Source organism: Salsuginibacillus kocurii DSM 18087 (genome assembly GCF_000377705.1).
GTDB classification, from domain to species: Bacteria; Bacillota; Bacilli; order Bacillales; family Marinococcaceae; genus Salsuginibacillus; species Salsuginibacillus kocurii.
Window position 1 is genome coordinate 68,387 of record NZ_KB898625.1, and the last position, 15,162, is coordinate 83,548.

Consider the following 15,162-nt stretch of genomic DNA (forward strand, 5'->3'; position numbering starts at 1 on the left):
CTTACTTTCCTTCTAAAATGTGGCGAGCTACAATCATTCGTTGAATCTCGTTTGTCCCTTCATAGATTTTTGTAATCCTTGCGTCCCGGTAATAGCGTTCAACGGGATACTCGGCTACATAGCCCATGCCGCCGTGAATTTGTACAGCTTGGTCGGCTACTTTATTAAACACATCAGTAGCGTACAATTTCGCCATCGAGGCTTCTTTGATCGCTTTTTTCTCTTCATCAATCATTTGCGCTGCCATTCGGGTAAGTTGCCGGGCTGCTTCCGTTTCAGTTGCCATATCGGCAAGCATCCATTGAATACCTTGATTGCTGGCTATGGGCTTGCCAAATTGCACCCGTTCATTCGCATAATCTCTCGACATTTCTATTAACTTATCTGAAGAACCGACCGAACGAGCGGCTAACCCTACCCTTCCTTCTCCAAGAATGCGCAACGCCGATATATAGCCCATCCCTACTTCCCCAATTACATTTTCTTCGGGAACCTCACAATCTTCTAATATCACTTGTGCCGTATAAGAGCCGCGCAGCCCCATTTTTTTATCCTGGGCGCCAATAATAAGACCTGGAAAGTCTTTTTCGATTAAAAATGCGGTAATGCCGCCTTTTGCTCCTTTTTCTTTATCCGTTACGGCAAAAACAGTAAATAAATCAGCAATCGGTGCATTGGTAATAAAATGCTTAGTTCCGTTTAAGACCCACTGCTTTCCTTCTTTTACCGCAGTGGTTGATAAATTCGTCGCATCGGAACCAGCTCCAGGCTCAGACAAGGCGAAACAGCCAATTTTTTCACCTGCCGCCATCGCTGGAAGATATTTGTGTTTTAATTCCTCCGACCCCAATTTCACAAGACCGGTACTACCAATGCCCGTGTGTGCACTAATCAATGAAACGTAACCGTTGTGGGTTCTTCCCAGCTGTTCAAGTACGACACTTTTTGCCGTGGTACTTAAGCCTATCCCTCCGTATTCTTCCGGAATGCTGATGCCAAACAGTCCTAATTCCTTGGCCTTGTCAATTAAATGGTCCGGGATTCTGTCTTCTTCTTCGATTTGCTGGGCGTAAAGGTCGACTTCATGGTCGATGAAGTTTTTCACCATCGTTTTCATTTGCGAGATTTCTTCTGTCGCTGTTGTCACATGCTCACCTCATTCTTTTTGTCATTCCATATCTATTTAAGTTGGCTTCTCCACGGTTAGCCATTTTTTTCAATCATGCGTGAAATGACGAGACGCTGAATTTCAGCCGTCCCTTCCCAAATCTGATATATTTTTGCGTCGCGCAGCCACTTTTCGACTGGGTATTCACGAATATAGCCATAGCCGCCAAGGACTTGAATCGCTTCCATTGCCGTATTTACCGCCGTATCCCCGGCAAAGAGTTTTGACATGCTTCCTTCTCCACGGCTGAAGGGCTTCTCCTGCTGGACAAGCCAACCAGCTTTCCACAGCAATAAGCGGGCAGCTTCAATGTTTGTTGCCATATCAGCTAATTTAAACGCAATGGCCTGATTTTTAATAATCGGCTTGCCAAATTGCTTCCGCTCCTTTGCATAGTCGAGTGCATATTCATAAGAGGCTCTAGCAATGCCTAATGCCGCTGCTCCTACAGCAGGGCGTGTAGCTTCGAGCATTTTAAGCGCTGCTAATCCACTAATATAAGAAGCATCACCCGGCTCTCCGCCCAGTCGATTTTCAACCGGTATCCGGCAATTATCTAGGATAACCTGGGCAGTGTGAGAAGCACGTACTCCCATCTTTTGTTCTTTCTTTCCCATTTCAAGACCAGGTGTGTCTTTATCCACCACAAATGCAGCGATGCCTTCCCATCCTTTTTCTTTATCGGTCTGGGCAAAAATGACATGAACATCAGCGATCCCACCGTTTGTGATAAACTGTTTGGTACCATTTAATACATATTCATCCCCTTCGCGAACTGCAGTGGTCGCCATCGCCGCCACATCAGAGCCAGCACTCGGTTCCGTAAGGCCCATCGCCCCCAGTCGAGGTTCATCAGGGTCGCAAAACATCGGAATGTATTTTTCTTTTTGTTCTTCAGTCCCTGCTACCATAATGCCTGTGGCCGCGAGCCCCGTACCGTTAATTGCTGTTCCAATACCAGCGCAGCCCCAATAAAGCTCTTCCGTCATAATTAACGAAGTGAGCGGGTCCGTGATGCCATGCCCTCCATACTTTGTTGGATACCGGTAAGAAGTTAGACCAAGCTTAGCTGCCTTTTTAATTACATCCCACGGCATCTCTTCTGTTTCGTCATAGATGTGTGCCACCGGTCGAATTTCATTTTTAGCAAAATCTCTGGCCAGCTTTTGAAACTCTTTCTGTTCCTCAGTTAATGTAAAATCAATCATTACTCCCCACGCCCTCTCGACAGTAAATAACGCATAATCTTGCTATACTTACTTCTTTATATAAGCAAGAAATGTGCCAACTAAAAAAAGCGCTGTTTTAAAGCGCTTTCAAAATAAGTGCGATTCAAATAATTCATTTTTGACTCAAACAAGCTTGAACGCTAATACAAAAATGAATTTTAATTCAATATTGAATCGCTGATGGTTGCAGCTTGTATTTTTTCAGCTTGCGAACAACCGTAGCCTGACTGGTATTGAGGTGCTCCGCCAATTCATAGGTGGTTTTACATGTTTCCAACGCTTCAATTAAGACAGCTTTTTCTGCTTCTGCGACTGCCTCCTTTAACGTATAACGTTGCTTTGATTTTACTTCTGCGGTGACAGAATTCATGCGATACTCCTCGGGCAGGTCCAGCAGCTCAATCTTATCTGTGGGCACCGTTAAGATTAAGCGCTCAATCAAGTTCGAAAGTTCCCGAACATTTCCGGGCCAGTTATACTGATAAAAAAACTCCTTCAATTCACGCGCAAACCATTTACTGAGATTGTATTTTTCTAAAGCCTGGTTCAAGTAATGCTGAACTAAGGGCAAAATGTCATCGCGCCGTTCGCGCAGCGGTGGGATCGAAATAGGAACCACATTTAATCGATAATATAAATCTTCTCGAAACGTTCCGTCCTGAACCATTTGTTTTAAATTTTGGTTTGTAGCAGCGATGACACGTACATTAACAACCCTGGTCGTCGTCCCGCCAATACGTTGAATTTCTTTTTCCTGCAGGGCACGCAACAATTTCACCTGCAGAGGCAGCGTCAGTTCACCGATCTCATCTAAAAATAAAAACCCATTATTAGCAAGTTCAAACATGCCAGGCTTGCCGGATAGACTTGCACCCGAAAATGCGCCACGTTCATAGCCAAACAGTTCAGATTCAAGCAGATCTTTTGGAATCGCTCCACAATCGACTTTTATCAGTTTCCCTGTATCAAAGCGATTGCTGATTCGGTAAAGGTGCTTGGCAAAGACATCTTTTCCTACCCCTGTCTCCCCTAAAATTAATACGGTGGCATCAACATTTGCCAAACGCTCTGCAACCGCAAACACCTCCTGCATTCGATCACTTCTTAGAACAACATCAGGGTCATGATGTTGGTAGGCTTTCATCCGCTCCAATTCGTGCTTATACTGATCATTTAATTTTTGCACTTTATTGATTTCCTCATGTAAATCATTCAATTCCGATAGATCGCGAATATTCGTTACAACTTTTTCAACCTCACCTTTTCCATCAAAAACGGGGCTCCCAGTCAACAATGTTTCTTTTCCGCTGTAATTCTTCTGAACGAGGGTTACCCGCTCTTTTTTGTCCAGGACTTTATGAGTGACGGATTCTTTTAAAATCCCTCGCTGAAGTAAATCATTAATATTTTTCCCCACATAATACTCCTTAGGGATGCCCGTAATTCGTTCAATGGCTGAATTGACATTTAATGTCTTACCTTCGTGGTCAGTGATATAAAAACCATCGTACGAGCTCTCAATAATGGCATCAAGTTCGCGGTTATATGTATCTAACTCCCGCACTTTCTCAAGCAGCTGAACATATTGCCCACCTGGTGCGATCAGGTAAACGACCTCCGTTCTGCCTTCTAGTGAAACCGGATTGGGAAGAAGCAAGTACGCCTTCTTTTTGTACGTAGCTAGATAAAACTCGCCACTACTTTCAAAAGAATCAAAACATTCACCCAGCGCGCAGCCGGTTTGAAGCAAAGGAAACGTGGGAGGCAGCTGGTCCATATCAAAGGATACAATAACATCACTTTTCGTTGTGTAAATCAAAGGGAGAGGCACATCCTCAACATACGATTCATTCATATTCTTCCTCCTTTTTCAAGAAAGATAGCATGTAAACAGAAAGATTAATAGACGGGCATTCAAAAAAATCATACCATATATTCTAAAGAAAACTTAGCAAAGGCAAGCCTGCGGCGTAGGATGAGCCTTAGTTGCACCTATATAGTTTCCTTCAAATATATATACAATTTTACGGTGACAAAAAAACTGCGGAGCGAAGATCTCTTCGCGTCCGCAGTTTCATCGGCTCTATTCATCATTGGTTTCTTCTAGTACATCGCGCAGTGCCTCTTCTACTGGACCGGCCATCGTTCGTGAATACAAGGAGCTAAGATGGTGGTAATCACGGTAGACAATAACATTACCAATAATTGGATCGCATGTCTCATCATCGCAGAAGTATTCACTAAAATCATAGAACGTCACATTGTCAGGGAATGGCCCCGATTCCTCATATTCCCACGGCAACTCGTCAGCCAACTGTTCGCTGCGTTCAACCGCGCATTCGCTTGGATCTTCTTCCTGCTCTAAGCAATCAGGAATGTCTTCTTCCATCCGCGGCGTATCTCTTACAGCAAAGATTTCCGTGATATCTTCCATGCGTTCCCATTGATTGACAAACCCAGGAGGAACATGTGGTTCTGCCCCGATATTTGCCGTCGTGAAGATTAGGTCCGGCGGGTTCTCCTCCAGCTCATCAATCATTTTTTCATTCCATTCCATACAAGGCTCATTAAGACGCCCATCTTCATCGTCATCAGTGAAGCGGCAGGCATTTTTAATATACGTATCAATTTGGATATCAAAATCCTCTGCCACCTCTTCAAGCGCAGGCAGCCAATGGCCAGAGTGAGAGCCGCCGACAAGGGCAATCGTATAGTCTGGGTTATCGGTCACTCCGTACGATTCACTGCGGACTGTTGAATCATCAAAGTTAGTAAAGGCATGGTCGGCATAATATGATGGCAAATCATCCCGTATATCTATAAAAGTTGGCAGTGGCTCCTGATCCGGTGCTGGTTCAACATTTTCATGAATAACACGTGCCCCCGGATGATCTTCTGTATCAACTGTTTCATGTGTGGAAGCTGTCGTCGTTTCCTCAATGTTTCCAGCCCAAATCGTATTAAGCGAAACAGCCGGAATAATAAAGACAAGCAACACAGCAGCAAGCTTCACTTGAGCGAGCGGTGTTTTCACTTTCATGCCGCGTACCGGTCGCTCAACAATCCAGGTAGAGAAGGCAGCAGCAAGAAATGACATCAAGATGAGAAAAGCACCAGCCCGAAGCGAAACACTCTCTGCGCCGGTATATTGGTAATAAAAGATAAGCAGCGGCCAATGCCATAAATAAAATGCGTAAGACATACCACCTAAAGTCACAAACGGCTTTGAGGCAATGATACGGTGTACGCCCAATGCTCCACCATTCTGCGCACTAATAATTACCAATAACGCCCCGGCAACAGGCAGAATCGCAGCGTAGCCAGGGAACACAGTCGATACAGGAAGTAGCATGCCGGTAAAAGCGACGATCGCAATCCCGGTCCAGCCAAGCAGGAAACTTAATGTACGATTTAACGTCAAATACGGGATCAATAACGCGACAATACCGCCCATGCTAAATTCCCATACTCGTGCGAACGTATCAAAATAAGCCCATGGCTGATTCACCGTTGTAATATAAACAGAGTAGGCCAAAGAAGCGACTGCGATCGTCACAAGTACAGCAAGCAATGTTTTTCTAAGCGGAGTTTTTAATACCTTCTTGGCAATAAAAGCAGCCAAAATAATCACGAATGGCCACAATAGATAAAACTGCCCTTGAATCGAGAGAGCCCAAAAGTGCTGAAGGGGACTTGCTTCATTATTTTGAGCAAGATAATCCACAGCATTAAAAGCAAGCTCCCAATTCTGAAAATAGAACGCAGATGCAAAGGTCTCAGAAACAATTTGGTCCCAGCGTGATTCGCTAAACAAGATGTAGGACCCGGCTACGATAAAGAGAAGAACAGTAAATGCGGCTGGTAACAGTCTGCGGGCCAGTCCTAAAATGTACTCAAAAAAGCGCAATGTTCCTTCTCGGTCGATACGTGAGAGCAAACTAGTCGTTATCAGATACCCGGAGACAACAAAAAAGACATCGACCCCTCCAGATACTGATCCAAACCAAATATGATAAACCGCCACAAGTATGGCAGCAACAGCTCGAAGCCCTTCAAGCTCAGGGCGGAATTTCTTTTCAGGAATTCTTAAATCATTCATGTCAGCTCGCCTCATATTAAAAAAGATAAATACATTATCACTCTGCAATTTTACCTTCCGTAGGGGCAAAGCTCAATAACTTTTTGTCAAGTAATAACGTAGATGTTTTTCATATTTTGACAAAATTTAACGCTCCTAGGCCCTAAGTGCTGTGAGGATACGCACTAATGCTAGAATTTTGTAAAGGATTGCTGGAACTGCTACAACTATACCTTATAAGTAGGGGAACGTTGTCTAAATGGCAGGAAAACATCTAGGGAGCCACAAAACAAGGAGAGTCTGAGAGAAGTTCATAACCATCAGCTCCACCCATTACTACTTCTGACATTAGAAACAGTGACAAAGTGATATGGACGCACCTTGGCTAGTCAAGAAGACGCGTTTTTTTACCAAGAACATGATAAAGAACGAAAGGGCGCCATTGGCGGCTGACGATAATAGTCTTGAGGTGGAGATGTTAGCGGAGAGCGAGCCGTTGATTATTTACCCCGCTGTCGGTTAGAAACATGAATAGATTCATATGCACGACCTTCAGTATTGATTGTTGTCTCGATAAATCCGCATATAATAGGAAGGAATGTTCGAAATCGTGCTGAATGAACTGATAGGAGATGAAAAAGAAAAAAAGCAGAAACGTAGGATAAAGCCTTTCTTACTTCTTTTCTGCCACGATATAAACATAACCTCCTAATTCACTGCTACATGTTTGCGAGTTCCCCGGATGTACCGGCCTATTTAGTCATTGGCATATTAGCAATAAGTTTCGCCATCCCTTGTTCATCAAAGGCATGCAGCTTTTTGGTTGTTTTGTCGTTGAAGTCAGTGTTTTTCCGGTATGCTTTTGCCATGAAAAACGCGTGAAACGGACGTGCTGCTTCTACTGGAGTGATCGGTTCATACCATTTAGTTTCTTTCCGCTCGAGCATCACTTTCATGAGTACCATTTTATAGCTTTTGTTCATCGTTGTACGCTCGACCTCTTCCAGCCATGTATGATGCGCTAAATACACTTCCGCTTCAGCTCTCGCTAGTTCTTCCGCCCAAATAGTAACAATTGGGTTAAGAGTTTCGTCATAGATAACCTTCCTTAATATCAGACACATAATTTACAACTATTATATACCCATTTTCTAGAACTTTTCATAAGAATTCAACAAAATTTGCAAATAACCCCTAACCACTATCTATTGTAAGTGAGTGGGGGTATTTTGATTTCGATCTGTTTTTATATTTTGCCGGTTCACACTCCTGCAAATGTCACAACCGTTAACAAGCTCAGGTCACAAACGAAAAAGGTACCATTAGAACTCCATACAAACTACGATTCGAAGAAATATCCATTTTTGATCCTGATTCACACCCGTTCCACTTGCTCACACACCATTTTTTTGTTCAAATCGGCCGAAAAATCGGCGATGTTGTGTCTGCTTTTCGGCTCTGTTCAATACAGAACTGCAGAAGATTGCTTGTTTTACAGTTTTCATTAGATTGGCACGCAACTTGCAATGATTAGATGTGAATCTATTTTTTAGTAGGAGGATGCTAATATGAAAGCTGCTGTAGTTAATGAGTTTAACAAAAAGTTGGAAATTCAAGATGTGGCAATGCCGGATATTGGTTATGGGGAAATTTTAGTGAAGATTCATACTTGTGGTGTTTGCCATACCGACCTTCATGCTGCGCATGGTGATTGGCCGGTTAAGCCAAAAATGCCGTTAATTCCTGGTCATGAAGGGGTTGGCATTGTCGAACAAGCAGGCGATGGTACAGGGTCGATTAAGGTTGGAGATCGAGTCGGGATTCCCTGGCTCTATTCTGCTTGCGGTGAGTGTGAATACTGTTTGTCCGGGCGGGAGACGCTCTGTCCCGAACAGCTAAATGCGGGCTATTCCATTGACGGTGCCTATGCCGAGTATTGTAAAGCACCAGCTAAGTATGTAGCGAAAGTTCCTGAAGCGCTTAGCTTTGAAGAAGCTGCACCTCTCTTTTGCGCAGGTGTTACGACGTATAAGGCGTTAAAAATCTCAGAGGCTATACCAGGCGATTGGGTCGCAATTTATGGTATTGGCGGGTTAGGTCATGTGGCTGTTCAATATGCGAAAGCAATGGGATTAAATGTTATCGCTGTCGATATTAAAGATGAAAAGTTAGAAATGGCGAAAGATTTAGGAGCAGACCTCACTGTAAATGGTTTGAACACAGACCCAGCTAAGGCTATTCACGAAAAAGTAGGCGGCGTCCAAGCAGCTATTAGTGTAGCTGTTACAAAGAAAGCATTTGAGCAAGCTTATAGTTCAGTGAAGCGCGGGGGAAGTTTAGTCGTCGTCGGACTCCCAAATGATGAATTGCCTATTCCCATTTTTGATACAGTTTTAAATGGCGTATCCGTAAAAGGTTCTATCGTTGGCACGCGCAAAGACTTGCAGGAATGCCTAGAACTAGCAGCTCAAGGAAAAATTAAGACGATGATTGAAACCAAACGTCTAGAAGATGTGAATGAAGTACTGGATAGGCTTGAAAAAGGAGATATCAATGGACGGATCGTATTAAACATTTCCTAACCGCTGATTTGTAAACCCTTTCACGTTTCTCTCAATGCTACTAAATATTAATTGTTTAAAAGGAGTGCCCACTTCCGATGATTTATGCTCAACCCGGTTCAAATGATGCAATTATCGAGTTTAAAAAAAGATATGAGAATTATATTAACGGTGAATGGAGAGCCCCTAAGAAAGGGATGTACTTTGAAAACGTTACCCCTGTCACTGGTGAAGTTTTCTGCGAAGTGGCCAGATCTACAGCCGAAGATATAAATTATGCCATATATGCAGCTCACACTGCTAAAAAAAACTTGGACGAAAACGAGCCCTGCAGAGCGAACCCACATTTTAAATAAAATCGCCGATCGAATCGAAGACAACCTTGAACGTTTGGCAGTCGCTGAAACTTGGGATAACGGTAAAGCGGTACGGGAAACATTGAATGCGGATATCCCACTTGCGGTGGACCACTATCGCTACTTTGCAGGAGTCATTCGTTCCCAGGAAGGTACCCTTTCCCAAATTGATGAAAGTACTGTCGCATATCATTTCCATGAACCACTCGGAGTGGTCGGACAGATTATTCCTTGGAACTTTCCCCTTTTGATGGCTACCTGGAAGTTAGCACCGGCACTTGCAGCCGGTAATTGTGTCGTATTAAAACCCGCAGAACAAACGCCTGCCTCAATCATGGTGTTAATGGAATTGATAGAAGATTTGCTTCCTGATGGTGTAGTAAACATTGTAAATGGTTTTGGCATCGAAGCTGGAAAACCGCTGGCTTCGAGCAACAACATTGAAAAAATTGCTTTTACTGGAGAGACAACCACCGGCCGTTTAATTATGCAATATGCTTCTGAAAATATTATACCGGTGACACTAGAATTGGGTGGGAAATCACCTAATTTATTTTTCGAAGATATTATGCAGCAAGATGATGCCTTTTTGAATAAAGCGATTGAAGGGTTTGCTATGTTCGCCTTGAATCAAGGAGAAGTGTGCACAGCACCTTCGCGGGCGCTCATACAAGAATCGATTTACGATGAATTTATGGAGCGTGCCTTAAAACGCGTGGAACAAATTAGCATGGGGAACCCATTAGATACTAATACGATGATGGGCGCTCAAGCTTCCGGCGAACAGCTGGAAAAAATTCTTTCTTATCTGGATATCGGGAAACAAGAAGGAGCTAATTGTCTACTCGGCGGGAATCAGAAGCAGATGAGTCCAACGTTGTCGGGCGGCTATTATGTCGAACCTACCATTTTCAAAGGAAATAATAAGATGAGAATTTTTCAAGAAGAGATATTCGGGCCCGTGTTGGCGGTAACTACTTTCAAGACTGAAGAAGAAGCGCTTGAAATAGCTAATGATACACTTTACGGACTCGGTGCCGGTGTCTGGTCACGAAGTATTCACACAGCTTTCCACCTTGGGCGCAATATCGAAGCGGGCCGGGTCTGGACGAATTGCTACCACTCGTACCCTGCTCACGCTGCTTTCGGTGGCTATAAAATGTCCGGGATTGGGCGGGAAAATCATAAAATGATGCTCTCTCATTATCAAAAAACGAAAAACCTATTGGTAAGCTACGATCAAAACGCCCTGGGTTTCTATTAAATCAGTACGGCAGCATAACAAGCCTTCATTTGAAAAACAAACGAACACACACAGACCTTCCTCCACTTGTCACGACAAAGAGACACCCTCTACCACGGAGAGTGTCTCTTTTCATTTAACAGATAGCGAATTTTTCTTGGGTTGATGTTTAATTGTGATGCTGCTTTTTTCCTGTCACCAAGCGTGTCACGAAGGGTCTGTTCGACAAATGCCCGTTCGACTGTCACTTCCATTTCTTTTAACTTCGTCTGGATAGAGTCAAAATTCGTGGACGTCGACTCTTCATACAATGTTAATAGGTCTTCACACCATGTATACAAATAGCTTTCAAGAAAACTCGCTTCCCGCTCTGTCTGTGCCACATATTTTCTAGTGTATCCATTGTCACTGTCACTGCTTACTAACTCATGTTCGTTTTTATTTATATAGTCCGGCAGATACTTTTCCGTAATTGTTGTCGTTTCATGTTCAGACAACGCAATCGCCCGGGTGACCACATTAAAAAGCTCACGAATGTTTCCAGGCCAATTATATGCTCGTAATCGTTCCAGTGTCTGTTCTGAAAATTTGAGGGGCTCTTCCGAATGGTGCTGTAAAAAATGAGCAGCCAGTATTGGAATGTCAGTTGTGCGTTTACGTAACGGAGGCATGTCCAGTTTGACGACGTTTAATCTGTATAATAGATCTTCTCGAAATGACTGCCGTCTTACCGCTTCTTCCAGATTAATATGGGAAGCTGCTATAACGCGAACATTCGTATAATGCGTCTCCTCTCCACCTACCCGCATAAACTCCCGTGTCTCCAGAATGCGAAGCAACTTTACTTGAATGGTCAGCGAAGCTTCTCCAATTTCATCCAAAAATAACGTACCGTGATTAGCAATTTCAAATAACCCTTTTCTTAATTTGGTTGCGCCAGTAAAAGCTCCTTGCTCATGTCCAAAAAGTTCACTTTCTAACAAAGTTTCTGATAACGCCCCGCAATTAACGGCAATAAATGGCTGGTCTGAACGATAACTTGCTTCATGAATATATCTAGCTAAAACTTCTTTACCTGTGCCGGTTTCACCACCAAGCATAATTGTAATATTTTTCTGAGCGAACTTATCTGTCATGTTCAACAGTTTTTGCATTTCCTTTGATTCACCGACGACCAACCCAACTCGTTTCGCACGTTCAAGTATGGTCTGCGTGGCGGATTGATGCTGGTGCTCTTCAAGTAATGATTGTACTAAGTCCTCAATTTTAGTAATGTCTTCAAATGGTTTTTCGATATAGTCATTAGCGCCATTCTTTATCGCTTCCACAGCTGTTTGAATAGTGCTGTATCCTGTCATGACAATTGCTTGACAAGCAGGCATATGCTGTTTTAATTGCTTTAAGAGGTCCAACCCATTGGCATCAGGCAGCTTTAAATCAACCATCGCCAGTTGATAACTTCCTTGTTGAAGAAAGGAGACAAAATCTTTGCCATTATACGCAATATCGACGTGATGCCCTTGCTTTTTAAAAAGAAAAGCTAAAAACGTTCCTACTTCTTCATCGTCATCTATGATTAATAAATTGCCCACCAGGCGTCAGCCTCCTTGCTTTTCGTTTATCCCCTCTGTGGCGACAGGTAATCGAAGCGTGAATGTACTTCCTTCTCCTTCTTCACTGTTGACCTCAATCAACCCCTCGTGCGCTTCAGCAATGCCTAAACTGACAGATAGACCAAGACCTGTACCCTGCATAGTTTCTTTTGTTGTAAAAAAAGGGTGAAAAATGTCTTTGTGTTTAGTTGCATCAATACCAATACCATTGTCACACACTTTGAGCAACACTTCTCTCCGCTCATCTATCATCTCGACCGTTGTTTCCAGCTCGATTCTTTTTTGATCGGTCTCGTTCTCTTCGCAAGCGTCTTTGCTGTTAATTAATAAGTTAAGTATGATTTGCTCCAGCTGTTGTAAATTCCCATACACAGCCGGTAGCCCCTCAGCCAATTTCAGAGTCAGTTGAATATTTTGCTGTTTAATTTGATATCCGATTAAACTCATAACCTGCTCTACCGCTTCGTTTATTGAACAATTAGCAAATTCATATTCCTCCTGCCTGGAAAACGTCAGTAAATTCCGGATGATCTTGCGGGAGCGCTCTCCGCATTTATGAATGTCTTTTAGTAAATCGAACGATTCTCCTTCGTCATCCACATCGCGTAATAACAGCTGAGCGTTTCCCATGATGGCCGTTAAGGGATTATTCAACTCATGCGCCACGCCTGCCGCCATTTCGCCGATAGCCGCTAATTTACCTGATTGCAAGAGCTGCGCCTGAGTATGAACATGCTGCGTCACATCATTAATATATAAAATAACTCCATACATTTCATGCGCTTGGTTAAAAACGGGATACGTATATATATCGCATATACGCTGGTTATGCATCGTCAACTGCTGATAGCTCATCTCTTTTGTTTGATAGCTTTCTTCTAAAGGACAACTTTCATTTTCTGAAAAAAGTAAGTCATGACAGGTTTTTGTATAGATTTCATCTTCAGACATATGAAAGAAGTCTTTAACAGCTGGATTGAAGCGAAGAATGTTATGATTTAAATCTACAAAAATTAACATGTCTAAAACCGCTTGAAATGTTTCCTCCCATTCTTTCTTACTGCGGAGAACAGTATTATATAAGGTGGCATTTTCAATGCAGACTGCCAGTTGATCGCCTAATTGCTGCAAAAAAGAAATGTCCTCGTCCAGCGGTTTAACCCCTTGTTTACTACCAAAGCTTAATACGCCAATGACCCTGCTTTTACTATAGAGCGGGAGACAGAGAATAGAATATAGGTGTAATTGCTGAAAAGCCACTTCTTCATGATAAAACGGCGCTTCTTCTTCGCTTACGCTGTGAAAAATAGCCCGGTTCTCCTCAATCGCTTGCCAATATAATGAACGTTCTCTAGGTAAGACGGTGCCTACCTTAAAATAAAAGGAGTCTTCAGGGTAGAAGTCGGTAAGTACCAATTCCTGCTTTTCATGCAGAAACAAACTAATTCGATCAAAGGATACAATGTGTTCCAATTTCTCGAGAACCTGTCTTAACATTTCCTCCATGGACATATTTACATTGAACCCTTTGGTGACATCATTAATGATTTCCAGTTTCATGTTTTTCTTTTCTAGTTCTGTGATTGTTTCTTTTAATTCTGAATAATAGCTTTGTTTAGACGACTTCACCCCAGTGAGTAAATCAATCATGTTTTTTTTATGATCAAGCATGCCTGTTCACTCCCTTCACTTGCTATAGCGCTTGTTTAAACAAAGCGACAACTTCCTCGACGCTAAGATCTCGAGGGTTCGTTATCATACAGGCATCTTCTAAAGCAACCTCGGCCATGACTACAAAATCCTGTTCTTGAAAGCCGAGATCAGAGAACTGTTGGGGCGCACCGATATCCTTCAATAGTTTTCGCACCATTTGAACAGAGGTGTTTGCCGCTTCCATATCTGTTAAGCCCGAAGTGGAGGTTCCCATTAATTCCGAAATCGTTCGAAATCTTTTCGGGTTGGCTATCAAGTTGTACTCCATTACATGTGGAAGCAGGACCGCATTAATTTCACCATGAGCCAATGCGTATTTGCCGCCAATCGCGTGAGACATCGCATGTATAGCTCCTAAGATGGCGTTTGAAAATGCAAGGCCAGCCTGTAAACTAGCCATTGCCATCGCTCGCTTAGCTTCTTCATTTGATGCGGAGGCAACCGATGGTCGTAAATATTCAGAAACGAGCTTAATCGCATTTTTTGCTTGCACATCCGTTAGTGGTGTAGCCGCAATACTGACATACGCTTCAATTGAATGAGTAAGAACATCCATCCCTGTAGCTGCGGTCAGCAATGGATCTTTCGTCATTAACAACTGAGGGTCAACAATCGCAATATCAGGTACGAGCGACTTGGATACAATTGTCATTTTCTTCTGCTTCTCTGTATCAACGACTACCGAAAATTGCGAAACTTCTGACCCTGAACCAGCCGTTGTCGAAGCCATAATTAGCGGAGGTAGCGGCCTGGTAATTTGATCAACACCTTCATAGTCACGAATATTCCCTTGATTCGTAACAATGATCGCAACTGCTTTAGCCACATCCATGGGACTTCCACCACCAAGTCCGAAAACAGCATCACAATATTCATTTATGTAAACCGCCGCTCCGTTTCGCACTTCTTCATCTTTAGGGTTCGTACTTAATTGATAAAATTCTGCATAGTCGAGGCCGGCTTGACGAATGTTTGCAAGTGCTTTTTCCGACCACCCTGCTTCAACTACTCCTTTATCACTAACCACCAACACTTTATTAGCGCCCAATCGTTTGAAGCTCTCTCCCGTCTGTTCAAGCGCATCTTTACCAAAAATAATTTCAGGAGTCATAAATTTATTAATATTCATGGCCAACTCCTTTCCGGTGCTTTCTCATCATCTCACACTGATTATGGCTGAGGGGAAAGCGCTTCCTTTCTT

9 protein-coding genes and 1 pseudogene are annotated in these 15,162 nt (G+C 43.1%); 2 read left to right on the forward strand and 8 right to left on the reverse strand.

Going from position 1 to position 15,162, the window contains the following annotated elements; all coding sequences use genetic code 11:
- Position 1: 1 nt before the first annotated feature.
- From D469_RS0106965 to D469_RS0106990, 5 genes are all read right to left on the reverse strand, one after another.
- Complete coding sequence (locus D469_RS0106965) at positions 2–1,147, reverse strand: acyl-CoA dehydrogenase family protein (protein WP_018922666.1); 1,146 nt, start codon at positions 1,145–1,147, stop codon at positions 2–4.
- A gap of 56 nt (positions 1,148–1,203) precedes the next feature.
- Positions 1,204–2,373, reverse strand: coding sequence for an acyl-CoA dehydrogenase family protein (locus D469_RS0106970; protein WP_040606657.1), 1,170 nt, complete (start codon positions 2,371–2,373; stop codon positions 1,204–1,206).
- 187 nt (positions 2,374–2,560) lie between these two features.
- Complete coding sequence (locus tag D469_RS0106975; protein ID WP_018922668.1) at positions 2,561–4,252, reverse strand: sigma-54 interaction domain-containing protein; 1,692 nt, start codon at positions 4,250–4,252, stop codon at positions 2,561–2,563.
- A 228-nt stretch (positions 4,253–4,480) separates the two neighbouring features.
- A complete protein-coding gene (locus D469_RS0106980) occupies positions 4,481–6,496 on the reverse strand; it encodes an acyltransferase family protein (protein ID WP_018922669.1) in 2,016 nt (671 codons plus the stop codon).
- 731 nt (positions 6,497–7,227) lie between these two features.
- On the reverse strand, positions 7,228–7,599 hold the full coding sequence (locus D469_RS0106990) for a hypothetical protein (protein ID WP_018922671.1): 372 nt from the start codon (positions 7,597–7,599) through the stop codon (positions 7,228–7,230).
- Positions 7,600–8,043: 444 nt separating this feature from the next.
- On the opposite strand from D469_RS0106990, the gene adhP reads away from it, so the two are divergent.
- Both adhP and exaC read left to right on the forward strand, forming a co-directional pair.
- Positions 8,044–9,057 (forward strand): alcohol dehydrogenase AdhP, encoded by a 1,014-nt coding sequence (gene adhP / locus D469_RS0106995; RefSeq protein ID WP_018922672.1) that lies wholly within the window; start codon positions 8,044–8,046, stop codon positions 9,055–9,057.
- A 77-nt stretch (positions 9,058–9,134) separates the two neighbouring features.
- Positions 9,135–10,656: pseudogene (gene exaC, locus D469_RS19820) on the forward strand (acetaldehyde dehydrogenase ExaC).
- An 89-nt stretch (positions 10,657–10,745) separates the two neighbouring features.
- Here the strand turns inward: exaC and D469_RS0107005 are convergent.
- From D469_RS0107005 to D469_RS0107015, 3 genes are read right to left on the reverse strand one after another with little or no spacing between them, the layout of a single operon-like run.
- The gene (locus D469_RS0107005) at positions 10,746–12,227 is read right to left on the reverse strand and encodes a sigma-54-dependent transcriptional regulator (protein ID WP_018922674.1); all 1,482 of its coding nucleotides are present in this window, start codon (positions 12,225–12,227) and stop codon (positions 10,746–10,748) included.
- Positions 12,228–12,233: 6 nt separating this feature from the next.
- The gene (locus tag D469_RS0107010; RefSeq protein WP_018922675.1) at positions 12,234–13,919 is read right to left on the reverse strand and encodes an ATP-binding protein; all 1,686 of its coding nucleotides are present in this window, start codon (positions 13,917–13,919) and stop codon (positions 12,234–12,236) included.
- Between the two features lie 22 nt (positions 13,920–13,941).
- Complete coding sequence (locus D469_RS0107015) at positions 13,942–15,090, reverse strand: iron-containing alcohol dehydrogenase (RefSeq protein ID WP_018922676.1); 1,149 nt, start codon at positions 15,088–15,090, stop codon at positions 13,942–13,944.
- Between the last annotated feature and the right edge of the window lie 72 nt (positions 15,091–15,162).

Bases quoted from the DNA above. Each gene is read 5' to 3' on its own strand.
- D469_RS0106975 (WP_018922668.1), bottom strand. From the start codon at position 4,252: ATGAATGAATCGTATGTTGAGGATGTGCCTCTCCCTTTGATTTACACA.
- D469_RS0106980 (WP_018922669.1), bottom strand. From the start codon at position 6,496: ATGAATGATTTAAGAATTCCTGAAAAGAAATTCCGCCCTGAGCTTGAA.
- D469_RS0106990 (WP_018922671.1), bottom strand. From the start codon at position 7,599: ATGTGTCTGATATTAAGGAAGGTTATCTATGACGAAACTCTTAACCCA.
- adhP (WP_018922672.1), top strand. From the start codon at position 8,044: ATGAAAGCTGCTGTAGTTAATGAGTTTAACAAAAAGTTGGAAATTCAA.
- D469_RS0107010 (WP_018922675.1), bottom strand. From the start codon at position 13,919: ATGCTTGATCATAAAAAAAACATGATTGATTTACTCACTGGGGTGAAG.
- D469_RS0107015 (WP_018922676.1), bottom strand. From the start codon at position 15,090: ATGAATATTAATAAATTTATGACTCCTGAAATTATTTTTGGTAAAGAT.